Here is a 26,867-nt window from a genome sequence, read left to right as displayed (position 1 = left end):
CGGATTACGAATGATAATTGCGCGGCCAATTAAAAGGCCTCAAAATGTCCAGCAGCCCTTGATCGAGCTTATCGGAGTCCGACACGCGAATATTGGATTCCATCTCGCTAATCGTTTTCATGCCCGGAATAACACAGCTTACTGCTTCATGAGATAAGCAAAACTTCAAAGCATATTCATGAAGCTTGATTTCCTTTTCGCCTGTATAGGCCGAAATAGCCGCTTTCATTTTCTCTACAGCACGGTAGGTTTCCATGAACCGTTCACCGCGGAAGTAGAACTTGCGAACATCTTTCTCTCCGAACGTTTCGTACGTATTTTCATTCCAGTTGCCGATCAGCGAGCCTTCATCAAAAGGCACTCTCGCAAGCACGCCTACGCCATGCTTTTGACAAGCTCCAAACAACTCGCCGCCCGGACGCTGCTCAAACAGATTATAAACAACCTGCTCGGAGGCAATCCAGCCCGTTTTCGCTATTTCAACGCCGTCCTCGGGGCGATAATCTCTAACCGATACGCCGAATTCGCGGATTTTGCCTTCCTGCTGCAGCTCACGGAGCGCTTCCAGCCAATCCGTATGCTCGATGCCTTTTGGAAACCAGCCGTGCAATTGGTATAAATCTATCGTCTCCGTGCCAAGCCTTTTCAAGCTTTCCTCGCAGTTCGTACGAATATGCTCGCGTGAATATCGGCCTGCCATCTCCGGATTCGCCTCTTCCGGGCGCGGCCATGCCATCGGCTGCACCTTTGTAGCAACATAAATAGGATCGCCCTTCCACAGTTTAAGCGCTTTGCCGATTACCTCTTCCGAGCGGCCCTTGCCATACATTTGTGCCGTATCTACCAGATTAATGCCTCTCTCAAACGCAGCAAGCAGGGTGCGGATAGAATCAGCATCCTCCACATGGCCGAACTCCCCTCCAAGCTGCCAGCCGCCGAAGCCGATTTCTGATACTTTCCAGCCTGTTTTGCCAAATACTTTGTATTTCATAGTCTTCATCCTTTGTTATTATTATATAGTTATATGCCAAATCATTACATCATTTCACTATGATCCTGTAAGCGTTTCAAGTATAATTATGCTGCAGAATGATCCATCAAGGCTAAAAAGGAGTGAAGGCTATGACTCTCATGGACAGTAAATCTTTTTTGGAAAGCGACAGCTTCCAGTTTCATATAGCCCCTTACCGGTTTAGCGAAGGTGAAATCGTAGAACGGCATTCTCACGAATTTTTTGAGCTCGTCTACGTGGCTAAAGGTCAGGGCGAGCATTTTTATAAAGGAGAATATTATAAGATTTCTGAAGGTGATGTCTTTATGATCGAACCCGGCGAGGAGCATGCTTACCGCAGCGGCAGCAAGCAGCCCCCGCTCGTTTATAATGTTCTATTTCAACCAACTCTACTAAGGCGCGAGCTGGAATCTCTTTCTGATGTAACCTCGTTCGTAGATTTCTTCTACGTAGAGCCGTTTTTGCGGTCAACTGTTCATTTTGAAGGACATTTGCGTCTGCAGCCTGTTGAACAGATGGAGATAGAATCGCTTCTCGACCGCATTATTCTTGATTTTAAGGAGAAAAAGCTGGGCTACCGAATTTTAACGAAAACCCGTTTAATCGAACTGTTTATTTTTTTAAGCCGCTGTTATCATGACCGCAAGCATACCCCGCTTACGATGCTGTCAACAGACGAGAAGATTATGCAGCATATAAGCGAGTTTATCCGCAAGCACTACGCCCAGCCGCTTACCTTGGTGCAGGTAAGTGAAATGTGCCGGATGAGCACCGCCGGTTTCTCTAACAAATTTAAACAATATATTGGCAAAACCTTTATTGAATTCCGCAACGAAATTCGTATAAAAGCCGCTAAGCAAATGCTATCGCAAACGGATACAAAAATTGTAGAAATTGCTGCTGAAGCAGGCTTCGACGACCTTAGCTTTTTTAACAAGCTATTTAAAAATGCAGTCGGCCTTTCGCCAAGCCAGTACCGCAAAGCAGCTAGACCGGGCGAAACGCCGTAGCATCATTGGATCAACGGGTGAAAATGAGAGTGTCCGTTCATTGTCAGTGATGAGCCGGACTGCTGCTTACTTCACATGCTTCAAGCTTTCAGCAAGCATTAAGAGCGCCATAGACTGTCCATAGGGCATCGGGCAAAGCGGAATATTTTTATAGTAATCTACGCTTTCGCCCATGCGCGTGCCGTAGGAAACGTCCCGTACCGTTCCGTCCTCGCTGATGCGGGATAATACCGCCTGCAGTCCCTTCATGCCGGCCTCAAGGTATTTCTCATCCAAATAGCCCTTGCGCACCGCTTTTAAAATCCCATATGCAAATCCGCTCGTTGCCGACGTTTCAACATAGGAGGACGGATCATTCAAGACGGTATGCCACATGCCGTCCTCTGCTTGCAGTTTGGATAAGGCCAACACCTGGCGTTCCAGCGATGTAATCAGAAATTGCGCCACGCCGTCCGGCAGCGTAACCATATCCAAATAATCTACCAAACCTGCCGTATACCAGGCATTCCCCCTGCCCCACAGCGCTCTGGCAAAGTTATGATTGCCGTCAAATGTCCAGCCATGAAAAAACAAGCCGGTAGATGTATCAGTCAAATATTTGAGATGCACAAGAAACTGGCGGATGCTTTCCTGATAATAGTCATCGTTGTTCATCAGACCGCCCATTCTGCCTACAAACAGCACCGTCATATAAAGCGTATCATCCCACAGCTGGTTTTCATTCGGCCCGTCAATCGTGGCATGCGCCAATCCCATTTCCGGCGTTCGCGGAATTCCCGTCATCGCATAATGCACCCACTCCTTGCACAGCGCAAAGAAATCCTCGCGGCCTGTTTCCTCGTACAAGTAGCTAAGCGTCAGCATCGGGCACATCGTATTGATGTTCTTCTCAGGCAGCCCCTCTTCAATGCGCTGCTCGAACCACTGGATCAAATAGTTCAATATCTGTTTATTATTCGTTTCCTTATAGTACAAATAAAGCGAGAACAAGCCTACGCCCTGCGACCAGTCCCATTTGTCCATCGATATAATGCTGACAGGCGTATCTTCTTTAATCTCAGCTTTTATATGAATCATGCCGTCTATAATTTTGCCTATCAGACTATCAATTTTATCACGCTGCAAATCTGCGTGTATCGTCATTTCCACTCCCCCATTTCCAAATAAATGACTATAAATTCGATAATCGGTCTCTGTTATAATTAGCCATCCATAAACAAACCCTCCATAAATCAGCAATCGGCTGCTTTGTATACGGCAATGTATGCATATAACCGGGCGGTCCGAATTCCGGATCAATCGTTATTTCGCTTTCGCCCCGCGCAAGATGAATGCGATACAGCTCATCCCACCATTTGGCATGCTCCTCCAGCTCCAGCGCATATTCCGGCGCTCTCGGGTCAGGCACCTGCGGTCCGTGGCGAAAGCCGACTCTCGTATGCAAATGTATAGTGCGCTCCATCGCCAGCCGCACATTGTCCATCTGATCCTCAAGAAGCGATTCGGATACGACGACCCAATGGCTGAAATCTGCCGTCAGCCGCATATCCGGAAACTCCCGCAGCAGCTTGGCTGTGTTCCAGGCCGAGTATGTTGCGCGGCTGCGATGAGTTTCGTGAGCTACGACTATGCTGAGCTCCTGCTCCGTTTTCATGGCAAATTCAAAAAACTGCTTCTGCTCATCGAAACTCATCCAATCCTTGGCACTATGCGAATTCACCTTCTTCGGGTGAAATTCAAGAGCTCTCAGCAGCCTGTTGCGAAAGCTGGCTTTATGATCGCCATCCGTATAGATCATAGGAATGTATTCAAGCTTATACTGCTCAAGGAGACGACGAAACTCAGCGGTTTTCTCAGGCGGCGGCACAAGACACTCCACACCGTCATAGCCGGCCTCTGCAATACGCTCCAGCTGCTCCTCATACTCGCCAGTCATGCCCCAAAGCGCTTTAAACATTTTGATCTGCATGTTTTACGGTCACCGTCCTTGTTTGTGCCTTTTATACGCTTCTTGTCAAGCTGTGAAGACCGCGGTCCAAATCCTCCATAATCGACTGCACATTTTCAAGTCCTACGGATATGCGAACCAGTCCCGCCGGTATGCCTGTCAGTTCAGAAGCCTCGGGCGTAATGCCCGCTCCAGGGAAGTTCATCAAGCTTTCAAATCCGCCCCAGCTCGGACCTACCTCGAATATGTCCATCGCCTTCGGCATGCTAGTAATCGGCAAAACGGCACCTTTGGGTATAAAGCTCATCAGCCCGCAGTAGCCGGACATTTGCTTTTGGCCGAGCTTATACTGCGAATGCTCTTTCAAGCCCGGATAAAATACCTTCTCGACCAGCGGATGCTCTTGCAAAAACTTCGCTACCTCTAGCCCGCTTTGCTGATGCTTCTCCATTCGCAGCGGAAGCGTGCGCAGCCCTCTGGTCAGCAGCCAAGCTTGGTGCGGGTCCATCACAGCGCCATACATGCCGCGCTCATTGTGCATAATCGATTCGGCAATTTCCTTCGAGCTGATCAATACTCCGCCGATAATATCGCTATGTCCGCCCAAGTACTTGGAAGCGGAATGAACAACAACATCGATGCCGAAGAGAAGCGGATTTTGAAACAGCGGCGTAGCCCAGGTGTTATCTACAATAGTGGCGATGCCACGGCTTTTCGCCAGCTTGGCGATTTGCTCCAAATCCTGCATGGAAAACACGTTGGATACCGGGCTTTCCAAATAAATGATTTTCGTGTCCGGTCGGATCGCCTGCTCAAATTCCTCTACGTTTTCACCTGACAGGAAGGTGCTTTCCACGCCAAACTTAGTCATATAAGTATCAATGAATTTACGAGCCGGCGTATAAGCGCTTTTGAGCGAAATAATATGGCAATCCTTCTCCATAAAATACATAAGCGCTGCCGTTATCGCACTCATGCCGGAGGAGAAAACAAGCGCCTGCTCTCCTTCCTCCAGCGCTGCAATTTTTTGCTCCGCTGTTTCTAATGTTGGATTTGATACCCTTGTATAGGTATATCCATGGCTTTTCGTTTTTCTCGTAAAAAGCGTGTTTTGAAAAATAGGCGGGACAATCGCTCCCAAATAGCGATCATAATCATCGCCCAAATGCGCGCAAATATTTTCCTTGCTCAGCTTTTGGCCGGCATAATTGCCGCCTCGCACATCCTCATTTCTGTTCATGCAAGCCTGCCTCCCTTCCGTTCTTATTGTTGCTGCCAGCCGCCCGTCACAAAAGTGAAGGCCGAACGGAATACCGTTCCTGCGCCTTTGCGCCGTACAAGCACGCCCGGTCTTATCTTCTCGGCAGTATATTCATAGCCTTTGAACAAATAGATTTCTGTGCCTGGCTCGCCTTCCATTGCAAGCACAACCGTTTTATCCTCCAGCTCGAAACGCACTTCCCACGCTGCACTCGTCTCATAGCACTGCAATTCCAGCAAATGCTGATAACCGTCTTCTGTGCCAAGCGGCGGACAAGGGACTGCGGTAAAATCTGTTTTCAGCTCTCCTTCGCAGTGAAAAACCCAATCCATCGTGCGAGCTTGTTTGCTTTCTACAGTGAAAGTATCCTTCAGCTGCAAACCGTTCAGCTCCAAGCTTCTTATAAAGTTAACGCCTGCATATACGCCGTCAGCGCGGAACCGCGCTTCATTGCTCGCCGCATCAAAAAACTCTACTTTGCCGCGCACCCGCTCCTCTTGATCGCGTCCGTCTATAACGACCGTATTATGGGCCACGCTTTTGCGCTGCCATTCGCGGAACAGCTGCGAGCCGTAGCCGGCGTTAGCAATGTCATACGATACGGGGTCCTCGTCCACGCAAATCTCTATATTCATCGCGTCGGGATGAGAATGATTGCGCTGATGGAAGCCATATTTGACAAACAATTCAACCTGTTTGTTGCGCAGCATGCAAAATTCGATATGGTCATCGCAGCGCGGCGGCAGCATGCCCATCTCCAGCCTGCTATATTGATCCTTGCCGAACAATAAGCGCTGTACCCAGCCGTCAGGATGGGTATCGCACATGCCTCCAAAAGCAAAGGAAGGCACGTAATAGCCGTTATAACTGATCGACAGCGCATGCTCCAGACAGGAGTCATCATATAAAGCATTCATCCACTCATACTGACCTGCATATGCGCTAAAGGCTGCGAGCGGCCAGCTGTCATTCGGATTCGGGAAACGCCCGTTCCGGAAGGCGATCTCGACCGGGTATTGATACATGCGAAGCACGGTTTCAGAAATGGACGGAAGCTTAATGCCGTATTGCTCCGCGAATTGCAGCACATAAACGAACGGCTCAGCACAATAGAAATGATAATGGAACGATCCTTCCAGCCAGAAGCCTTCCCGTGTCACGCCTTTGGACAGCTGATTGATTAGCCCATAATCGCTCAGCACCGCTTTATCAACCCAGTCCTCTTCCTTGAAATACATGCCGATCATCGCAACCGCGCACATCATCCAGCATGGAATATTGTTAATGCTGCGGCTGTGGCTATATAAGAGCTCTGCCTCAGGAATAAACAGCTTTTCTTTATATTCCTGCAGCTCTTCTTCCGTCAGCTCTTCTCTTATGAGCTGCATGCCTTGAAGCAGCCAGATTATATTGACTGCATCGCATAAATCGGTTCCGGCTATTTTGCCGATAAAGCCTTTCGGCACGCGCACCTGCAGCGACTCATAATGGCTGCTATAAAATTGGAGCACCTTGCGTATCCAGTCCACATACGCATTATTTTTATTTAAGCTGTACAATACGCCTGCATAAAAGACCGTTTTGGCAACCTCATCCCGGTACAAATAGTTCCATGCTTCATCGTAATCCGTGCCTGCATTGTAGTGACCGCAGGAGACGCAATAATGAACGCAGGGCGCATCAGGCTCGAACGGGAGCTTATTATAACATTCACTGCAGAAGTAATAATGTCCCCAGCCTGCAATATTGTCAGCTGAATCCGCATACCGCTCCATCCAGCCGTGCGTATAATCGGCCAGCTGGCTATGGATATGCCGCGCCCAGTCATAACGGTCTATGTTATCTTGCACCTGCTTCCAATCGACAAACGGCTTAATCATGCTGCATCCTCCCCTATCCTTTGACACGTTTAATCTCAATTTGCCAGCCTGCCTTTTCAGCAGCCTGCTGGTGCACCTCAATCGCTTCCGGTACAGTCACGATCATTTGCCGCTTGCCGTCCTCCCTGCTCCAGGCTGCATCAATTCTGCCGAATGGCGTTGGGATTGAACCTTCCGCCCAGTCTATGGAGTCCAAGACAGGAAGCTCGAGTTCAATTGAGGCAAAGCCGTCCGCCAGCCGCTTTACGCCAAGCAGATGCTTGCCCAGCACATAGCATGGCGCTGCAGACCAGGCATGGGCAAAGCTGCGCGTATTCGGATACGTTTCCCAAGCTGTCGTGGAGCCCTGGCGCACCATCGCCCCCCATACAAGCTTGATCCGTTCTATAATGCGATCCATTTTCCCCATTCGCTGCCAGACATCAAATAAATAAAAGGACATGAATGGTGAAATAACAGAAATCCAATGCTCTGGCGGATTAAGAAGCCGCTCCTCCAGCTTACTCTGCAGCTCCCCATCCAGCGCTTCAAACAAATACAGCAAGACATGCGTCTGATGGCTGTACGTTTTGGACATCTCTCCGTCGCGGTAACGTCCGTCTATAAAGGCCTGCTCTTTCTCGATCCACAAATGCTGCTTTAAGGCTGCACGCATTTTTGCAGCAATCGCCCGGTACTTGGCTGCGTCCTCCTGCTTGCCAAGACGCTCCGCCATATCAGCGCCTAGACTGCAGCAATAAGCGAGCGCTCCATGCTGCGCTGTTCCGACGCCAACATACGGAATATCCATATCCGCCCAATCCACCAAATTCCAAGAGCTTATATCAAACAAATCGTCCTTATTCAAAAATTTGCAATATTCATCAAGCGCCTTGGCATACTCTGGATAGATGCTTGCTTCAAATGAGCGGTCACCGCTGTATGCTGCATAATCTTTAATCGCAATCATCCAGCTGAAGGTCCACATCGGTATAACGGACTGCCAGTCGGTAGGCAAGCTGGAAAGCAGCAGCGGGCTTTTGTCTGACGAGCGCGGCACCATCTCCAGACAATGCCTTACAAGCTCGTAAGAACCGAATAAATAATAGTTGACTAGCGCGCTGACCCGGCAATCTCCTACCCAAAATACACGCTCAAAGGTCGGGCAATCTACAAATGTATCTTCTGTACAAACCTCTGAAGTATGGCGGCTAATTTCCCAAATATCGTTTAGAAGCGGGTCCGAACAGCGAAACTGCGCTTGATCTGCAGCAGGATAGCCGGATTGCTCCAAAAATACGCGGTACAGCGACACAGGCGCTGTTTGCTGGCGGATGGCAATCATCAAATAGCGAAAGCCCATTCTGGATACGCTGCGGAACGTTTGCCGCCCGCCGCGGGCTGTATAGCGAAAGGCGTTGTTAAGACCAGAAGTATAACGGATACTGCCGTTGACAACAGCTTCAAAGCCGTACACATCGATCACGGTTCCTTCCGCCGCCTGAAGCTCGAGCGCTACTTCGCCGACATACAGCTTGCCGAAGTCAAGCACGAGCTCCTGATCTCCTCCCTGCGCCGGAAGCTCAATAACGGCAGGCTTCTCATGATCATAGAGCAAGCGCTCGTGCTCCTTGCGCACGGCATTGGAGGCCAACACCTCCTTGCGGTGCATTAAGGAATAAATCATTTCATTATAAATGACACAATCTGCTGGCAAGGTGCGCAGCTCGTGTTTATAAGCTTCGAGAGCTGCAAGCGAGTCAGCTTTGCCTGCTTCTGCAAATGCCGGAAGCTCCCGGTCAAGACCGCTTCGCTTCTCTACACCGCCATACACCGGGTTGTACCCGTCTGCCCTTGACGTTATCGTCTGAAAAGGCCCCCAAACGACAAATGGCGATTCTCCTTCATTCAATTGCTCTTTAAAAGGATGAATAAAGCGGATCGGCTCTTTGAAATCCCACTCCAAATGACTGATTACATCGTTATATACACCGAAAGCCTCCGTCATGAACAAATGGCGGCCTTTCGTTAAACGAAGCTCATCACCGGTTTTATACCACTTATCATCTATTCGAAAACGGCCCTGCACACCGTTCCATGGAGAATGCGCAAAGCTCAGCTTGCCTGCTGCATCGTGCTCGAGCTCCAGCACGGTGCCAAAAAATCCGCTGAAAATTTTGACGTTGGCGTCGCGGCTGCCCGGGAAAAACATTTCTCGCATATTAAGCGATACAACCATTTGCAGCGGTTTAACCTCGGAAACAGATACAAGCTGTCTTGGAAAAACTCGATTGCAGGCAAAAGGTTCGATATCGCGCGGATAGAGCGTTCCCCATGCTCCTTCACCGACCTGGCAAATTTCATGCGCCTGCGGCCAATTGCTGTCATCAAATGTTTCAGCGGTCCAGCTGTCATCCCAGCTTCTGGCATCATATACTTCCAGCCACCCGATATTTACATTCCGCTTCACCGTATTTCGCTTATAGCCCTCATGTACATGCGCCTTCCAGCTGCTGTCTGAGCCGCGGCTTTCCGTTATGCCGTTCGAATATTTCAGATCAAGCTGCAACGCCATTCCTGCTCTATTTTCAACATACTGATAGTTGGAATGCCCGTAATGCCATACTTGCACTGCTATCGTATTGCTTCCTTCCCGCAGCAAATGCGCAGCGGAGCAGCTTTCATAATACCAATGCTCCGAGGTGGAACGAATCGGACCGCTGCCTGCTCTTTTCCCATTCACATACAGCCAAAAGCAGCTATCGGCGCTAATATGAATAACAGCATCCTCCAGCTCATCCTTGCTAATCTCAAACGTTTTGCGGAAGCAGGCTTGCTTGTTCAACGGCTGTTTTTCGCTATCGATCCAAATCCATCTTGCTTTCCACTCCATCTCCTTGCGCCCCCTTTGTCCGCTCCCATTCCGTATTCCATTCAGCGAACCGCCTTTCAGGACCGGTCAAAGCACCGAATCGATATCGTATCCGAAAGCGGCGTCTTGCCGTTTATAACTAGCCGATTAAGCTCATGATTTATCCGGTCATTACGCGGCACAACCTCCAGATGGCGATGCGTGCCAGGACCGATTGTCATGCAGCTGCCTTCCTGCTCGATGCAGGCTGTTCCTTGGGTCAGCCAGCTGACCAGCGGATTTCCGGACGGTTTTATCCCTTCGCCCGCGAACTGGCTTTCCGGCATGAACTGAAAAATATGCTGCACCAAAATATTAGGCACAGATTGCGATATTATCGTTAAATCAGCCCCATCCTCAAGCAGCTTGACCTCAAGCGCGATATCCAGCTGGGATTGATGCGTCTTGCCGCGCTCATGGTTGGGCATATTTACATAGCTTCCTTTAAGCCCTTCTGTTTTGGCAGGCGGCAGCGGCTCAAAGTAACAGCCCTCAAGGCTAATTTCCAAACGGTACGTATGTTGATCCAGCTGTTTCATAGAAGGAAACGCTGCCGAGCCAATGCCGAACCAGCCTAGTCCAAGCCTGTATCCAACCATTCGAGTGCTTTTGTATTGCACATACAAAATATCCTGCTGTCCGGACATAAGCGTAATGCTCAAGTCTCCCCGTCTATGGCGCACAAGCGGCGCTCCATGCGGATGCTGCACCAGCTTGCCCAAATAAGGAATATGGGCGGGAACCAGTGTTTCATTCCCTTCACCAAGAAAAACGGTGTATGCTTTCGGCATCTCAGCATCGCGTATGTCTGGCAATGCCATGCGCTCCGGCTTCAGCATCCAGTACATGAGCGCGTGAGCGCCTGCCGTTGCTGTCTGCTCCGCGTAACGGGCAAGCGCAACAAGCTCCACGCTTTGCTCCTTGCTTGCCATCAGGTGCAGCGCCGTATAGTACCAATCATTCATCTTCGCTTGCTGGCCGAGATCTTGACGGCCCGAATATTCCGTTGCGATCGTATCATCCGGATGAAACATATGACGCATCATGAGCAAGTTGCTGCGTACAGCATCCCAGGCTGGCTGATGCTCAAAAATCTCTGCTGCATCGATAAGATGAATGGCCAGCGCCGAGTTGTACATCGCATTGCTGCGCTCCGTCCATTCCCCGTAAGGCGTAATATCAAGCTCCTCCGAAAAGAACTGGAACGCTCTTTCCTTCAGCGCCTCATCCGGAAACAGCTCATATAAATTAGCGAGCGCTCCGCACATGACCCAGCGATGATTCGGCGTATGTATGCCGCCTGTAAGCAGACACTGCTTCGCGCGCTGCAAAAACAGCTCGAGCAGTTCCATCGCCTCTGCCAGCTGCTTTATGCCGCTTTCCTTCATAACCGTATAAGCCAGTGTAGTGCCGTGCACCTGAAAAGCCGTATCCGGGGGTGAATCGATATTGCAATTAGCCAGCGAAATACATCCGCTTGCCAGCTGTTCCGCCAGCAGGCAATGACAAGCCGTCTTCACCCAATCAAGCATTTGATCATCCTTGTAATAACGGGAGGCAGAACAACAGTACAAAGCCGTTGTCAGATTAAGCAGCCCTTTGCTGACAAGCGCTTGCCGCTCCAATTCATCCTGTGCCCGGTTTATTTTTTCAAGGTGATTGTCCCACTGCTGTTCCAGCAATCGAGCCAATCGCAGCAGCTCATTGTGACTGCTTGCATTCAACTGCTTATCCATCTCATTCATCTCCCTTTTTTTGCAATTCGTATAACGCCTGCGTACAGATTTGGGCATGCAGCATTAAATCCGAAATCGAGATGCATTCATCCGGCTGATGCGCGCCAGGTCCATGATTGCGTCCCGGAAAGCCTGCGCCAAATGCAACTCCCCTGTTTTGCAGCTTCCGGGCATAGGTGCCGCCTCCGATCGAAAGCAGCTTGACCTGCTCCTTCATGACAAGCTCATAGGCGCGGCCAAGCTTCTTAATGAGCGGTTGATCCTCTGAAATGTAAAGCGGCTCCATATGCTGTTCTGTCCAAAACTCAATCCCGATTTTTGCAAAGCGCGCTTCCAGCTGCTTCAAAAGCTGCTCCCCATTTTTTGTTACAGGATATCTTATATTCAAAACTGCTGATGCCTGCTCGCGATCTGCTCGGATCGCAGCCAAATTCACAGTCAATTTGCCGTGTTTAGGGTCCTCGCAAGCGATGCCGAGCGATTGTCCGAACGCTTCAGAGCCGATGCTTTTATGCAAATCATAAAGCAGTTTATGTTGTTGCGGGTGAAGCAAACCGGCTTTATTCAGCAGCTGCAGTGTTAATACAATCGCATTTATGCCGGATGGCGGATAGGAGCCATGCCCTGACTTACCCCTTATCTTTAGCTTCAGGCAACCGTCGCGCCAATCAAGCTCAGCCCTGTCTAAAGCTTTAGCATGCTCTTTCAGTATGGTGATCGCTTCTGCTGAAAGCAGCCCCCCATCCAGTATCGTTTCGCAATAATCCGGCACCATATTCGGCGCTTCCCCTCCTGATATTGAAAGGATAGGAGTGCGGCAAGCAGCATCTCTTTTTTCATAGAGCGTATTAACTAAAAATCCTTTCTCGGCATGGATAATCGGATAGGAGGCATCCGGTGTAAAACCGTATAACGGAAGCGGATGCTTTGAGAAATAATAGTCCATATCGGTCATGCCGCTTTCTTCGTCGGTGCCAAAAATAATCCTTATCGTTCGCTCCGGTCTGCCGATGGCATCTCTTAATGCGGCAAGCGCATAAACAGCAGCTACAGCCGGCCCTTTATTATCAGAAGCCCCTCTTCCGATCAGCAAATCACCGCGGATTTCGGCTGTAAACGGATTACTGCTCCAGCCGTCTCCCTCCGGAACGGTATCAAGATGAACAAGAACAGCGGCGATTTCTTCCCCGCCGCTCCACTCGATATGTCCTGCGTAGCCATCCGCGTTGCATATGTTAAATCCTAGCGCTTCGCCCAACTGCAGCATGTAATCAAGCGCTCTGGCAACACCAGGCCCATACGGCATGCCAGGCTGCGCCGGCTCCTTCACGCTGCGGATACGGATAAGCGCGCTTAACTCGCGAATAATGTCTGTCTCGTATTTTAAAACTGCCTGACCTACTCTCATGCCTGATCACCAGCTTATTAGGAATGATTGAAATTCAAGGAGAAAAGAAAGAGATGAATTAAACACCGGCCGCTTTGTGAAATCCTTAAGCCTTCTTGTGTTCATTCATCTCTTCTGTTTTCAACTAATCACTATACCGATAATGGCTATTAATTGATTTTGCCGATTTCCTTCAAGCCTGCTGTAACCTCTTCATCGTACTTTGATCCGCCAAGTTTTTCCCATTTTTGCATTAGAGTATCATATGCGGCATCAAAATCTGCGGCAATAATAACTTTCGACAGCTCCTCATACAGCATACCTTCCAGCGCGCTCATATTTTTTTCTGTCCAAGGGCGTTCATTTGTTAGTGTAGGCTGGAATACACCGTATTTTGTCATAATTTCGCGGTATTGAATGACCCCTTCAACAAATTGCTCGCCTTTATCTTTATACTGGATTCTCGCCAAATCTGTTGGATACCATGGAAGACCCAGGCTCATAATAGCCAAGTCCGGAGCATACCAGCTGATTTCATTCTTTTTCTTTTCTGGATCAAGCAGAATCCGAATGCCGTCCTCCACTTTATAATGCTCATTCTCAAAGCCGTCGTTCAATGTCACAATAACATCAGGATCAGACATCCAGTTCAAATATTTGACGACAGCTTCTGTCTTATCGATGCTTGTTTTCGGCACCATAATGAACATACCGAATGGCGAGCCTGCATTAATAATTTGTTCTCCATTAGGAGCCTTAAGCGGCTCGAGTGTGATCCAGTTTACGTCTGCAATACCGCCTTTAACCATTTCCTCATTGAAGGCATAGGCTTGCTTGTTGGCATCCATAAAGCCCACATAGCCTGCCATTACGTTTTCTGTATGCTTTTGAGAGTTAACGTCCGTAATAAATTCCTTAGGAATAAGTCCTTCTTTGTACAGCTTGTTCATAAATCTAAAATGCTCGCGTCCTTCAGGCAAAACAACTCCCGATTTAAACTCGCCGTCTACTATTTTTCCTGTTGCAAAGTATATTTGGCTGGCAGGACCATCATTGCCCATTCCCGCCCCAAATGTTGTACCATACATAAATGCAGTGGATGCTTGACCGATAGCCGGCATAGAGTAAGGAATCACTTTATCCTTGCCCACTCCGCCCGGATCCTTTTCCTTAAATGCCTTCAACACTTCGTAAAGCTCATCAAGCGTAGTAGGAATCTCCATCTGCAGCTTATCAAGCCAGTCTTTGCGAATACTCATAGTCGGTCCGTTAACACTTGGCTTTCTAGCCATAACTGCATAACGCACGCCATCGTATGTGCCTACAGCTTCCATAGCCTCTTTATTGTTGACCATAATATCTTGACCGTATTTGGAAATAGCATCGTCAAGCGGAGCAAGGCCGCCTTGTGAAGCATATTTCAAAAATGTGTTGATGTCATACGACAACACTACATCCGGCGCTGTGCCAGAAGCCATCCATGCGCTAAGCTTTGCGGATTCCTCCGACCGCGGAAGCGGAACATATTCTACCTTTACACCCAGCGGCGCCATTTGCTCATTTACCCAGCGCGACATAACCGTATCGGTAATTTTTTGTCCCTCAGGAGCATTACCCCGCTCCCAGATCGCCACTTTAATCGTCTCTATCTTTTGCGGCTCATTCTCTTCTTTTCCTTGCCCCTCGTTATTTTGTTCCTTTTGGCCATTATTGCTGCTTGCAGGAGTTTTAGGCGTACTGCTGCCTGAGCATCCAGCTGCAACAAAAACTAGTAATGCCGCGATTATTAATGCTAAAACAAGCTGCTGCTTTTTCATTGACCTTCCTCCTTATCATTTTTTCTATCCCTTAACAGAGCCGATCATAACACCCTTTACGAAATACTTTTGCAGCCAAGGGTATACCAACAAAATCGGCACTGTGGAATAAACAATTGTCGCTGCTTTTAAAGATTCCTGAATCAAATCAAGACCAAATTCATTATTGAGCGTCTCAAGCGATGTATCCATTTGCGATAGCAGCAATATGTTGCGCAGTTTTACCTGCAGTGGATACAAGTCCGGATTATCGATATACAGCACGGCTGAAAAGTAACTGTTCCAATGGGCTACCGCATAGAACAAGCCAACCGTTGCCAGAGTAGCTTTTGAGAGCGGGAGCACAAATTTCAAAATATACATCATGTTGCTGCAGCCGTCCACCGTAGCAGATTCGCGAATCTCCTCCGGCAAGCCGCGGAAAAAGGACATCATAATAAATACGTAGAAGGCGCTGATCAAGCCGGGAACAATGAGTGCTGCCAAATTGTTAAGCAGCCCCAGCTCCTTTACGAGCAGGAAGGATGGAATCATCCCCCCGGAAAAAAGCATCGTAATCAAAATAAAATTAATGACTGGAACTCTGCCTTTCAAATCTCTACGTGACAGCGGGTATGCCGTAATAACCGTAAACAGCAGATTTGCTGCCGTGCCGACTACAGACAAGAAGATTGTAATTAATAGAGCCCTAAAAATAACCGAATCCATTATAACGGCTTTTATGCCGTCCAGCTGGAAATCAACCGGCCAAATATATACCTGTCCTGTCTTGATCGCATATTCGCCGCTGAAAGCGGTTGCGAACTGATTTAAAAATGGAAAGACGCAAGTAAAAGTCAAAAGCGCAACTATTCCGTAATTGAATATGTTGAACACAACATCTCCAGGGCGATACACCTTTCTTGTTCTCACTTTTACCTTCGCTGCTTTGCTCTTGTCTACCACAAGCCTTCCCTCCCCATCTTGCGCACTGTATAGTTGGCCCCAAGAATCAACACCAGGTTAATTAAGGATTGGACAGTGTCTACAGCTGTCGTTACGCTGAAATTGCCCTGCTGAATACCGTAGCTGTAAATAAAGGTGGAAATAACTTGCGCAACATCCTGAACAGCAGCATTTTGCATGGCAAAAATATGCTCGAAACCAACTGTCGTCAAATTACCGATATTAATGATTAGCAAAATAAGTATGGTCGGCATAATGCCCGGAATCGTAATATGAAGCACTTTTTTAAAGCGTCCGGCTCCGTCTATTTCAGCAGATTCATACAGCGCCGGATCTATGGCTGTCATCGCAGCCAGATACAGAATCGTCCCCCAGCCGGCGCTTGCCCAAATACCGGAGCCAACATAAGCAATGACCCACCATACGCTGTCGATCATGAAGTAAATTTCCTCCATGCCGAGCCTACGCATCAATTCATTGACAATGCCGTACGTCGGAGAAAGCACATTGTAGACGATTCCCCCTAGAATAATCCAGGACATGAAATGCGGGATATACAGCAAAGATTGTGAAACTCTTTTAAACCATTTCTTACGAATTTCATTTAACATAAGGGCAAGAATGATCGGTGCCGGAAAGCCGAAAATGAGAGCCCAAACATTTAGCATAATCGTATTCCGGATCATCGGCCAGAAGTTGACCAGATCAACCATTTCTCTAAAATACTTAAAGCCGGCCCATTCACTTTCCCATAACCCTTTGAACATGTTGTAATCTTTGAACGCTATAATGTATCCCGCCATCGGAATATATCGAAATATAGCAAAAAATATAATTCCTGGAAGAAGAAGCAAGTACAAATCATAGTTTTTATACCATTCTCGCTTCACTGCTCTCCAGCGGCTTTTCTTCGGCGGAGTGACAGCACCTTTTATCGCAGCTTCTGATATGGTTTCTGATTTCATTCCGTCCAGCTCCCCCCCTGACAAATTAAGATCGAATGCGATATCTCTATTTAATCAGGTAATGAAAGCGTATACTATTGTGTATTTTTAACATTATATTAGTTTTTCGCGCATGTTTCGTTTTTGTGACGGAACGATCAGAAAACTGCTCTTTTAAAGTTTGTTTTTATATTCTTGCGGTGAAATATGCTCATACTTTTTGAAAACCTGATAGAAGTAAATATAATTTTTAAAACCAGTTAATTCACTTATTTCTTGAATTCTTTTGGAGGAGTCGCGCATTAAACGCTTGGCAGCCTTAATTCTTGTCCGCGTAACGATGTCGACAAAGCTGGCGCCTGTTTCCTTGCGCAATAGCCGGCTCAAATGGCCGGTGCTAATGTGAAATTGTGAGGCAACGCTGGCAAGCCCGATATCTTTTGGATAATTTTCATCGATAAAACGGAGCACACTCTTAACGAGCGAGCTGTAGCTGGAAGGCTCTGCTTCGCTCAGCTTTCGGCATTCCTCCAAAAGCATCTGCAAAAAGCATTCCGCCCCCGACAAATCACTAATCTGGCTAACCTCAATGAGAAGCTCATCCAAATTTTTGCCTACAATGAGCTCTTGATTTGATTTTCGATAATAGAACTTGGCGATCGTCATGCACAGCTCTGATACGAGCGCTCTGGCTACTGACACATTGCCCGATGCATAAACGGAAATAGCGGACAAATAGGGATTAATCCGCTCCTGCACAGCCGCAATATCATCAGCTGCTAAATCAGATTGAAACTGCTCCAGCTCATGCAAAACAGACAGCTTAACCTGATCAGATGCTCTGTAAGCCTCCAAATTAAAAAAGTACATGCTAAGCTTGTGAGCAATGTCCAAATAATGCGGGCGCAGCTGCTCCAAGCGGCGGATCGGAAAGCTCGCTTCGTAGCGGTATTTCCTTTTTCCCTGCTCGCTTAGCGCTTCTTCAAGCGCATTCGTCCGGCTGCGAAGTGTCCTCTCTATTACCGCTTCAGGAACTTCCGGCGAAAAAATATAAACGAATAAATGGCTTCCATCTAACAATAAGCGATATATTTCTGCCTTGCCTGGCAAAAGCTGCTCTGCCATCAGCATGTCAAGGGAAGCTGCCGCATATCCTTCCGGCTGCTCAGTATATGTCTCCTCCCGCAGCAAAACAAGCGCAAAGCGGTGCCCTGCCAGCCGTCCGCTTTGCAGCAATCCGCGAGCTTCCGAGGCTTGCAGCTGGCCGCTTACAAGATCGGATAAAAATTGACGCAAAGCAGAGGAATACAACTCCCTGTTTACCTGCAGCGTCTCTCTTTCCTTTCTCAAGCCGGCAGCTGCCTTCATCACCGCCGAGCATATTTCATCATTGTTAATCGGCTTCAAAATATATTCAAACACGCCAAGACGAACGCATTCCTTCGCATAGGCGAAGTCCTGATAGCCTGTAATAACGATGACCTTGCAGCTGTCAAGCGTCTCAGCTGCATATGCTGCAAGCTGCAAGCCGTCCATATCAGGCATTCGAATATCGGTAATGATAATATCCGGCCCTATTTCATCTATAATCTTCTTTCCTTCAAGCCCGTCGCCGGCGCTTGCAACCAGCTCGCAATTCATCGCCTGCCAATCTATCGTCTCCGTTATAGCTCTCCTGATTAATGGTTTATCTTCAACTACTGCGACCTTCATTGCCAACTTTAATCCCCTCCTCTGTCTTTACTGGCTGTCTGATCATAATGGATGTGCCTTGATTGACTATACTTTGAATCGTAATGCCATACGCTTCACCGAATAGCAGCTGCACTCTTCTATGAATACTTCGCAGGCCTACTCTTGTCCGCTCCGGATTAGGAACAACGGTTTCATCGGGCTCAGAGCTAAGAAGCTCGTCAATGACCTCCTGTGACATGCCGACGCCATTATCTTCTACGATCATTACGAGAATGTCGCTTTCGATATAACAACGGATTAGAATCGTACCGATTCCAGATTTCATCTCGATGCCATGCATAATGGCATTTTCTACAATAGGCTGCAGTATAAACTTCGGAACGATGCAATCCAGCGACTCCGCTTCAATCTCATAATCAACCTGCAAACGGGATTCGTAGGTGATGCCTTGCAGGGTCAAATAATCTCTAATAAAATCGATCTCATCAGCGAGCGGAATAAAATCCTGCTTGCGGCTAATACTCTCGCGAATTAACCGTCCGAGCAAATAAATCATTTGGCCGATTTCATGCTGCTGATTGATTTTGGCCGCACTATGAATGGTCTCCAGCGTGTTGTAAAGAAAATGCGGATTCATTTGCGCCTGAAGCGCTTTATATTCGGATTCCAGCTGCTTGTATACCGCTCTTTCCTTTTGCAGCTTCTCTTGGCTGGCTGTATGGATAAGCTCTTTAATTGTAGCCGCCATCTGATTAAACTTTTCAGCTATAATTCCGATCTCATCCCTGGCCTCAGTCTGTATGACCGTATCGAGCGCTCCGACCGACAGTGCCTTCATGCTGTTAACCAAAACATGCAGCTGCTTCGTTATCGATTTAGTCAAAAACGCAATATTAATAAATGCTGCCGCAAAAGCCGCCACAAAAATTAAAATAGCCCAGAAGCGAAGCGGCTTCATATACGATGTAAATTGCTCCAGGCTGACAATATTCAGTAGCTTCCAAGTTTCGTCTGTTGTTGTATGCTCAATAAAAATGTATTTATTTTTATGGTGATAGAAGGTATTGTCCTCCCTGGCCGAGGCTGCCTCAAACAACTCTTGCGAGAAGCTGCTGTTATAAATAATGAGCTCGTCGTCCCGGTTGGCAAACATAATCTCTCCCATTCCCTCGCTGCTTGGGTAGATGGATTTGAAATAGCTGCTCTCTACGCCGATTACTAAAGAGCCGCAATAAACAGAGCTGTTCAAATCATACATCGCCCTTTTCAAAAAAATTAATTTAGAGTCGCCTCCTTCCCATACCGGCTTGCCGCGCTTGTAATCCAGCGCCTCCATCTCTTTAAAGGTAAGTGTTTGTCCTGCAAGCACCGGTTGAACGGGATAGCCTGTGCGCAGCTGTGAATACATTTTTCCATCCGGTTCATAGACAGCTGCATACGGAATAATATCATTCGCGTACACCATTTTATATATAAACTGTTTAATAGATTGCGCTTTCAAAACATCATCCGTTTGGTCCGCCTTTTTATCTGTAATCACTTTGCAAAAAGCTGCATTTTTATATTCAACAAAGGACAACTCTTCAAGCTCTTGCATTTTTTGCTCGAAGTTTTGTGCGATCTGATCCAGCAAAAGCGTTGAATGCTGCTCTGATATTTTTTGAATGGAATTAATAGAAACATAATAATTAAGAATGCTATTTACTAGTAAAAAAAGGAATATTAAACCAACAAAGGATACTAGAAACTTGGTCCTCAGCCTCAAATCCTTGAAATGAAATCTGATTTTCCGTTTCATAGTATCCCTCGCCTTTACTAAAGTTGATTCTATAGTATACACTTTTCTTTATTATTTTTACATCTGGTAAAACTATAATTTTACGAGTTGATTATACTCCCTGCTTTTATTGCAAGCTTCTATGAAGCGTATAATAGCCAATGTCTCTTCTGGAGCAACAGCAGGCTTACCGGTTCGGAACATATCGATTATGTTTTCAAGCATAGTAACCGCCATAGGCTTTTTGCTGGCTGCGGAATTTATGTGAATGCTTCTATTTGCATAGTGCAATGTGGCTCCATACTGATAGTTGCCTGTACGGCTGCCGCGTATTGTGCCGATCCTCCCGTCCTCCCAAAGCGCGGTTGCATGCTCGAATTGCTCATTGAACGTCACTTGCACCTGCTTGCATGCTGTGCCCATCGTACGGAATAGCATTTCAACGCCATGTATACCATACCAAAACCAGCCCGGATTCGTCGCTTCAAGCCCCATGGGGGTGTAGCAATCCATACCCGTCACCAGAGGATCAGCGGCAATTGCTTCCTCCAGTTGATCGAGATAACGCAATACGGAGCAGCTCATTACGGGGATGCCGTACTCGGCGGCAAGCGTATAGATCGATTGTGCCTCCTTCAAGCTGCATGTGAACGGCTTGTCTATAAAGACGGGCTTCTTATATTTGACTATCGCTTCAAATTGGCTTTTATGCACTCGGCCGTCAACACTCGTTATGAAAAGGGCGTCAGCAGCTTCGGCAACTTCCTCTGCTGTTTTCATAATCGCAACGTTGTATTGCTCTGCCAATTGCTTCGTGAAGCCGTCAACTCTGCTGTAGCTCGCCTCCAAATCAGGCGAGCCTCCAGGAAAACCGGCAATCACTTTCGCACCTGGAACAGGATAGGCATACTGCTCATCATTAAGTATTTCTGCAAATTTAATAACATGCGAAGTATCCAGCCCGATCATGCCCAGCTTCAATACCGGCTTGCTATTGCCGGAATCTTTCCCCGCGTCTAAAGTCATGTTACTTCCCCCGTTCCCGAGCGGCCAAATGACGCACTTTTTGTTCATCTACTGCAATTCCCAGCCCAGCTCCTGCTGGAAAAGCAATTTTACCGCCCTTCACCTCAAAAGGCTGCTCCAAAATATCATCCTCCAAAAATTGCGGCCCGTTCCAAGCGCATGGCTTTGTAATGCCGAATGCGCATGCCAGCTGTAAATTAGCCGCTAATCCGACTCCTGTCTCTGTCAATCCGCTGCATATGATCATTAATGGTGTATACTGGGCCATTTCCATACAAATTCGAGACATAAACAAACCGCTGTTGCGGCTTGGCTTAGACACGTAAGCCGTAATTAGATCATGGCGTATCCACTCCATCAAATCTCTTGGTGTTGCAATAGGCTCATCTACGCCTAATGGAATATGAATACGCTGCTTAATTGCTGCCAAATCCTTCAGCTGGTTGGAAGCAAGCGGCTGCTCCAGAAAATCGAGGCCGCTTCTCTCCAGCTCAGGCAATATGCGCATAATATCATGGAGAGCATATCCGCCGTTAGCATCTCCCCATAGGTAGCCGTCAGGCACTTTCTCCTTCACATAATTACACTGCATAATATCAAACGACGGATTTACACCCAGCTTTAAATTAAAGTTTTCATAGCCATTATCCAAGCCTTCCGCAACCGAGCTTTTCAAAGCGTCCAAATCTGCTGCGCTTGCTGTCCAGCTTAGAACAGCTTCCTGCGCAGGTTCATAGCCCCAAAGCTTGGCGACAGATACTCCCCTTGCCTTTCCGACAAGGTCATGGACAGCTATATCTATCGCACTTTTTGCAATTGGATGCGCGGCAGAAAATGCTGGCGCGATAACAGCATTCATCGCATGGTGCAAGCCGGCAAAGTCATCTGCAGTTCTTCCGATAATGGCGGGAATAAGGTACTTCTCCAGCGTGCTGACTACTGTCTCCATCGTTTCAGATGACCAGAGCCGGCTTGGCGAGCCTTCCCCCCAGCCAACGTTGCCCGCTTCATCCGTCAGCTTTACTAATACGACCGTTCTGCCGCTCGCTGCTCCGCCTATAACTCCGCGCGAGGTTTTGAAAATACCCTTCATTGGAATCTGAAAAGGGAATACCTCTGCTTTTATAATTTTCATGCTTATCCCCCCCGTACAGATTTTTTAACATTCGCTAAAATGCCTTCTGCAGTATACCAAGGATCATCCGGCGTGATCGGAAAACGGACGCGCTCGCCAAGTGTAGCCGATTTATAAATCCCTGTAATTGCCTCGATCGTTTTCCGGCCTTCTGCGCCGCTTACTAACGGCTCTTTATTTTGCAAAATCGCTTGAAACAAATCATAATATGAATCTGCGTGGTTGGGCTTTGGCAAATCCAGCTCTGGAACAACCGCAGCAGCCAGCTCCTCCATTTTTGCCACCTCATCCGCATCTAATGCTGCGCCGCCCTGCTCCGATTGCTTGACCGCATGGACCGAATAGGGATAACTCACATAATGATTATTCGATGAGAAGCTCATCGTATGCCCTTCCTTAACCGTATTTAATGAGCAGCTGGCCTGTGCCACTGCGCCATTCTCAAAGCGGAACATGGCCATGGACAAATCTTCTACCTCTATATCGTGATTAAGCGTTTCCATTTCTGCTTGAACACTCGCTAGCGGCGTATCCATCAGCCACAGGAACAAATCCAAAGTATGAATCGAATGATTCATCGTGACGCCGCCGCACTCGCTTTTAAAATTGCCGCGCCAAGGCACCTCGTAATATTTGCTGCCGCGCCAGTAATTACCGCTCATTTGCGCATATACAATCGGCCCCATAAGATCGGAAGATAAAATACGCTTAATCTTTTGTATGTCTTGAATAAAGCGCAATTGGAATACGGTAGCTAGCTTGCAATTATTTGCTTTGGCGGCTGCAATCATTTCATCGCAATCTTGAAGCGACGGCGCCAGCGGCTTCTCGCATAGTACGTGCTTGCCATGCTCAAACGCTGCGATAGCTGGTTCTTTATGAAAAAATGGAGGCGTGCAAAGCGAAATGACTTGAATGTCATCCCGTTTAAGCATTTCGCGGTAATCGGTATATACAGCTGTTCCTTCGCCTGCAAGCGTTGCACATTCCTCTGCCTTTTCTAGAGACAGATCGGATACTGCTTTTATTTCACACATTTCACTCAGTAACAAGCATGATTGAATATGCCTTTTAGCGATGATTCCGCAGCCTACAATCCCAATACCAATTTTTTTATTCAATGTCTATTCATCTCCTATAAGCAGTCTTATTCATCCAGCTCAAGCTTCCATTTCATCATACAATAAAAAACCTGCCTCATAGCTAAGGCAGGTTCAACAGGAGATTATTATACAATTGAAAATATCATATTCATAGTGTCCGTTTCTTCTAGGACATCTAGCTTCTCAAACTATAGTGCGCTGCCGCCATACAAGAAGCGGTATTCCCAATGCGTGCCGCTGATTTTACTTGTGCGTACACCGCCGCTTTCTTTTGAGTAGGTATGAAGAATTTCGTTATTGCCGAGGTAAATACCTACATGAGTAATTCTTTGCGATGATTTGTTAATACCGCTGTATGAGGAAGATTTGCTACCTTTGTAAGACATAAAGAACATCAGGTCTCCACGCTTAAGGCTGCTAATGCTCGTTTTTGCATTGCCTTTATCCTTCACGTATTGTCCTTGCTTGCGTGAATCGCCCGGCAGTTTTACGCCAACAGCGTCAAGGAATGCTCGTTGTACAAAGGCCGAGCAATCAAACGTTTTGGTTGAATTACGATTTGAGCCAAACTCATAAGGAGTTCCCCAATATTTCATACCTGCAGAAATTACCTTTTCTACTGAAGCATTGCTTGTTTGTGAGCCTTGGTCGGAACCGGTAGAGCCAGATCCGCTATTGCTGGAGCCTGATGAGCCAGACCCAGATCCTGCTTGTCCTGTCAAACTTAAATATTTGGAGTTCGTGGACACATAGCCTGTTTTACCGTTTTTGTCTGTAACCTTGTACCAGCTGCTGTTCAGCTTACTTATAATCGTTACGCTTTCGCCTTTTTTAAGCATGCGTATAATTTTTCCGGACGTAGAAGCTGAGGTGCGGAAATTAACACCATATTTAACTGTAGCCGTTTGTACTGCCTGTACACTCGAAGCTGCATAAGCAGATGGAGCTGTCGGCATGGCAAACGAGCCCAATACTAAACTTGTAGAAAGAACGGCAGTAGCTAATAACTTTACCTTCGTAGATCGTTGCAATGAATACGCCTCCTCTTGATGAATGTTGCAGCCGGTCATCGGCGACAAATTCATTGTAAGTTTAGACGTATTGGACAGGCATCGACCTATCCTCCTAAATCAAATTACCGCTTTTGGGAGTTAGGTATTACATTATTTTGCTAAGAAAAAATTAATAAAAAGGCATCTCTTCCAATGAGATGCCTTTACTGGTATATGAGCCCAGCCTGTTACAGCTGGCTTATTTTCTTATATAGGAGGCGGCCCTGCGCTACTCATTTTTCTCATACTGTATAGGACGAAAGACTCAATTTTGTTATTGTATAAAAATGGGTTGGCTGTATTTACCAGCATAAACCCTGTACTTTTCTACCATTTTATTCATGAGATTATGCTGTTTTCTACTTCTCGAAGACTATGACTTCCCTTCCTCCAATGGCTCAACATGCACATGAACGCTCATAATATTATGCTTGCGTCTCATTCTGCGCTCAATTTCATCGCATATACGGTGGCTTTCCTTCAAGCTCAAATCCGAATCAACCAGTACAATTACATCAAGCAGCACCTTGCTGCCATGAATTCGCGCTTTAATATCTTTAATTTTTTTAACGCCTTCTGTTTTGGCAATAGTAACACTTAGCGAGCTGAGCTCCTCCTTATTAAAGCCGTCCGTGAGTGCGTGTGTACAGCTATAAAAGATGTCCCATGCTGTCTTGCAAATAATAATTCCAACCGCTAGTGCTGCAACAGGGTCCAGCCAAGGCAAGCCGAACTGTGCGCCTATAATGCCAATGGCAGCGCCTACGCTTACTAAAGCATCCGATAAATTGTCTTTAGCCGCTGCATGCAGCGCTTGACTGCCGATTTTTTTGGCTAGCCTGCTGTTATAAACATAAACCAATCCCATACATAACGCCGAAAATCCAGCTACAACGGCAGCTAGTAAATTCGGCGTTCGCTCGACCGTATCGAATAATGACTTAACTGCGGAAATAAGTACTTGTATGCCGACAGAAGCCATAATAAATGAAGCGATAAGTGCTGCAATAGTTTCTGCTCGGAAATGACCGTATGGATGATCTTGATCGGGCGGCTTTTGCGATATGCGCAAGCCAATTAGAACTGCTACAGATGCTACGATATCCGTCAAATTGTTATAGCCGTCCGCCACAAGCGCGCTGGATACAAACCAATAGCCTGCAATTAGCTTTATCGCCGTCAGCCCCAAATACGAGCCAATGCTAACCCAGGCACCCTTCTCTGCTTCTTTAATTTCACTATACTGATTCAGTGTCTTGGCCCTCCTGTTACTTAATAACGGTATCATAACCGAACAACCCCGTGTGGGTCTAGAGAAACAGTGTTGACCTTATTCCGACTTTTATGCGCTTGTGCAACACAGTTGGATTCGCTCAAGGATGAAAAAACTTATAACTCAACTTCCGCGAGCAAAAATCGGCATAAATGCATGATGCAACTGGCTAACGGTTGCCATAGAGGCTATTTCGATTATTTTAGCTCATTTGAGAATGTAATGGTTGCCACGAGCGCTATTGTACCTTATATCGAGCAAAATCAGTGCTTTTTTGGAAATTAAGCGCAATAGCAACCATTAGAAAATTTAAACCATTATTTTTACACGAATAGCGTTTGTGGCAACCCTTAGAAGTTCATCATTGCTCAGGCTTATTATTGGTAATTTAACCTACTTTGTGCAGGTTATTCACTGCTGCATGCTCTAGCCTCGCTTGTGACTTTTGGGGAATCGTTTGAGCACCTTTGTACGAAAAACCGTGCACAACGACTCACTTCCAACGTTTCCGGTCTCCTTTTATAAGAAAAAACCGTACACATTTCAGGCTATTGAAAAAATGTTCAACATTTGATAAGCAAAGAAAAGGGTAACGGGGAGCAAGATTGGGACTGGAGAAGCGGTAGCGTCCGCCTTTGTAGGCCAATTTTAACCATTACAGGTTTTATAGATGCAAAAAAATTGGCGTACAACAGCGGTCGTAAGCCCAAACTTGATCGCAGTGCCACCTCTTCTATGCTTGTTTCATCATCCACAATGCATTGACAATCTCGCAAGCTTCGCTAGATCACAAAATGAACTGGACGCGGTCACACGTTCCGTTATTTACCTAAAAAGCGCCATTTTCTTCATTTCGCGGTCACACATTCCGCTATACGGCTCCAAATGGGTCACTTTCTGCGATTAATGGGTCAATAACGGATCGTCTGTCACTTTGCCACCTCAAAACTACGATTTTAGGCGTAATAACGGAACC

The 26,867-nt window shown here is 47.0% G+C and carries 19 protein-coding genes; 1 reads left to right on the top strand and 18 read right to left on the bottom strand.

What is annotated here, in order from left to right:
- Nucleotides 1-4: 4 nt before the first annotated feature.
- Nucleotides 5-991 (bottom strand): aldo/keto reductase, encoded by a 987-nt coding sequence (locus V1L65_RS14510; protein ID WP_331699904.1) that lies wholly within the window; start codon nt 989-991, stop codon nt 5-7.
- 140 nt (nt 992-1,131) lie between these two features.
- On the opposite strand from V1L65_RS14510, the gene V1L65_RS14505 reads away from it, so the two are divergent.
- Nucleotides 1,132-2,022 (top strand): AraC family transcriptional regulator, encoded by an 891-nt coding sequence (locus V1L65_RS14505; protein ID WP_331699903.1) that lies wholly within the window; start codon nt 1,132-1,134, stop codon nt 2,020-2,022.
- Nucleotides 2,023-2,088: 66 nt separating this feature from the next.
- Here the strand turns inward: V1L65_RS14505 and bglB are convergent, their stop codons facing one another.
- The 17 genes from bglB to V1L65_RS14420 form a co-directional block, all read right to left on the bottom strand.
- Nucleotides 2,089-3,165: a beta-galactosidase BglB gene (gene bglB, locus V1L65_RS14500; RefSeq protein ID WP_331699902.1), complete on the bottom strand. Its 1,077-nt coding sequence runs from the start codon at nt 3,163-3,165 to the stop codon at nt 2,089-2,091.
- A 28-nt stretch (nt 3,166-3,193) separates the two neighbouring features.
- Nucleotides 3,194-3,991, bottom strand: a complete 798-nt coding sequence (locus V1L65_RS14495; RefSeq protein ID WP_331699901.1) for a sugar phosphate isomerase/epimerase family protein — start codon at nt 3,989-3,991, stop codon at nt 3,194-3,196.
- 31 nt (nt 3,992-4,022) lie between these two features.
- Nucleotides 4,023-5,210, bottom strand: a complete 1,188-nt coding sequence (locus V1L65_RS14490; RefSeq protein WP_331699900.1) for a trans-sulfuration enzyme family protein — start codon at nt 5,208-5,210, stop codon at nt 4,023-4,025.
- A 23-nt stretch (nt 5,211-5,233) separates the two neighbouring features.
- On the bottom strand, nt 5,234-7,111 hold the full coding sequence (locus V1L65_RS14485) for a heparinase II/III domain-containing protein (RefSeq protein ID WP_331699899.1): 1,878 nt from the start codon (nt 7,109-7,111) through the stop codon (nt 5,234-5,236).
- Nucleotides 7,112-7,124: 13 nt separating this feature from the next.
- Nucleotides 7,125-9,983: a family 78 glycoside hydrolase catalytic domain gene (locus tag V1L65_RS14480; RefSeq protein ID WP_331699898.1), complete on the bottom strand. Its 2,859-nt coding sequence runs from the start codon at nt 9,981-9,983 to the stop codon at nt 7,125-7,127.
- A gap of 56 nt (nt 9,984-10,039) precedes the next feature.
- A complete protein-coding gene (locus V1L65_RS14475; protein WP_331699897.1) occupies nt 10,040-11,737 on the bottom strand; it encodes a hypothetical protein in 1,698 nt (565 codons plus the stop codon).
- 1 nt (nt 11,738) lies between these two features.
- Complete coding sequence (gene pepV, locus V1L65_RS14470) at nt 11,739-13,145, bottom strand: dipeptidase PepV (RefSeq protein WP_331699896.1); 1,407 nt, start codon at nt 13,143-13,145, stop codon at nt 11,739-11,741.
- A gap of 149 nt (nt 13,146-13,294) precedes the next feature.
- Nucleotides 13,295-14,941: an extracellular solute-binding protein gene (locus tag V1L65_RS14465; RefSeq protein WP_331699895.1), complete on the bottom strand. Its 1,647-nt coding sequence runs from the start codon at nt 14,939-14,941 to the stop codon at nt 13,295-13,297.
- Between the two features lie 24 nt (nt 14,942-14,965).
- A complete protein-coding gene (locus V1L65_RS14460; protein ID WP_331699894.1) occupies nt 14,966-15,886 on the bottom strand; it encodes a carbohydrate ABC transporter permease in 921 nt (306 codons plus the stop codon).
- Entirely contained in the window at nt 15,880-16,851 is a 972-nt protein-coding gene (locus V1L65_RS14455) for an ABC transporter permease (protein ID WP_331699893.1), read from the bottom strand. Before V1L65_RS14455 ends, V1L65_RS14460 begins: the two co-directional genes overlap by 7 nt.
- 153 nt (nt 16,852-17,004) lie before the next feature.
- The gene (locus V1L65_RS14450) at nt 17,005-18,543 is read right to left on the bottom strand and encodes a response regulator (protein ID WP_331700014.1); all 1,539 of its coding nucleotides are present in this window, start codon (nt 18,541-18,543) and stop codon (nt 17,005-17,007) included.
- A complete protein-coding gene (locus tag V1L65_RS14445; RefSeq protein WP_331699892.1) occupies nt 18,524-20,323 on the bottom strand; it encodes a sensor histidine kinase in 1,800 nt (599 codons plus the stop codon). Before V1L65_RS14445 ends, V1L65_RS14450 begins: the two co-directional genes overlap by 20 nt.
- Before the next feature lie 72 nt (nt 20,324-20,395).
- On the bottom strand, nt 20,396-21,328 hold the full coding sequence (locus V1L65_RS14440; RefSeq protein WP_331699891.1) for a Gfo/Idh/MocA family oxidoreductase: 933 nt from the start codon (nt 21,326-21,328) through the stop codon (nt 20,396-20,398).
- Between the two features lies 1 nt (nt 21,329).
- The gene (locus V1L65_RS14435; RefSeq protein WP_331699890.1) at nt 21,330-22,463 is read right to left on the bottom strand and encodes a mandelate racemase/muconate lactonizing enzyme family protein; all 1,134 of its coding nucleotides are present in this window, start codon (nt 22,461-22,463) and stop codon (nt 21,330-21,332) included.
- Nucleotides 22,464-22,465: 2 nt separating this feature from the next.
- On the bottom strand, nt 22,466-23,584 hold the full coding sequence (locus V1L65_RS14430) for a Gfo/Idh/MocA family protein (RefSeq protein ID WP_331699889.1): 1,119 nt from the start codon (nt 23,582-23,584) through the stop codon (nt 22,466-22,468).
- A 170-nt stretch (nt 23,585-23,754) separates the two neighbouring features.
- Nucleotides 23,755-24,522 (bottom strand): NlpC/P60 family protein, encoded by a 768-nt coding sequence (locus V1L65_RS14425; protein WP_432501396.1) that lies wholly within the window; start codon nt 24,520-24,522, stop codon nt 23,755-23,757.
- Between the two features lie 469 nt (nt 24,523-24,991).
- On the bottom strand, nt 24,992-25,906 hold the full coding sequence (locus V1L65_RS14420) for a cation diffusion facilitator family transporter (RefSeq protein WP_331699887.1): 915 nt from the start codon (nt 25,904-25,906) through the stop codon (nt 24,992-24,994).
- Nucleotides 25,907-26,867: the final 961 nt, after the last annotated feature.

The sequence above is a fragment of the Paenibacillus sp. IITD108 genome, assembly GCF_036541265.1.
GTDB lineage: Bacteria > Bacillota > Bacilli > Paenibacillales > Paenibacillaceae > Pristimantibacillus.
Note: the sequence above shows the minus strand (reverse complement) of the source record. Positions and strands in the feature narration are given on the sequence as shown.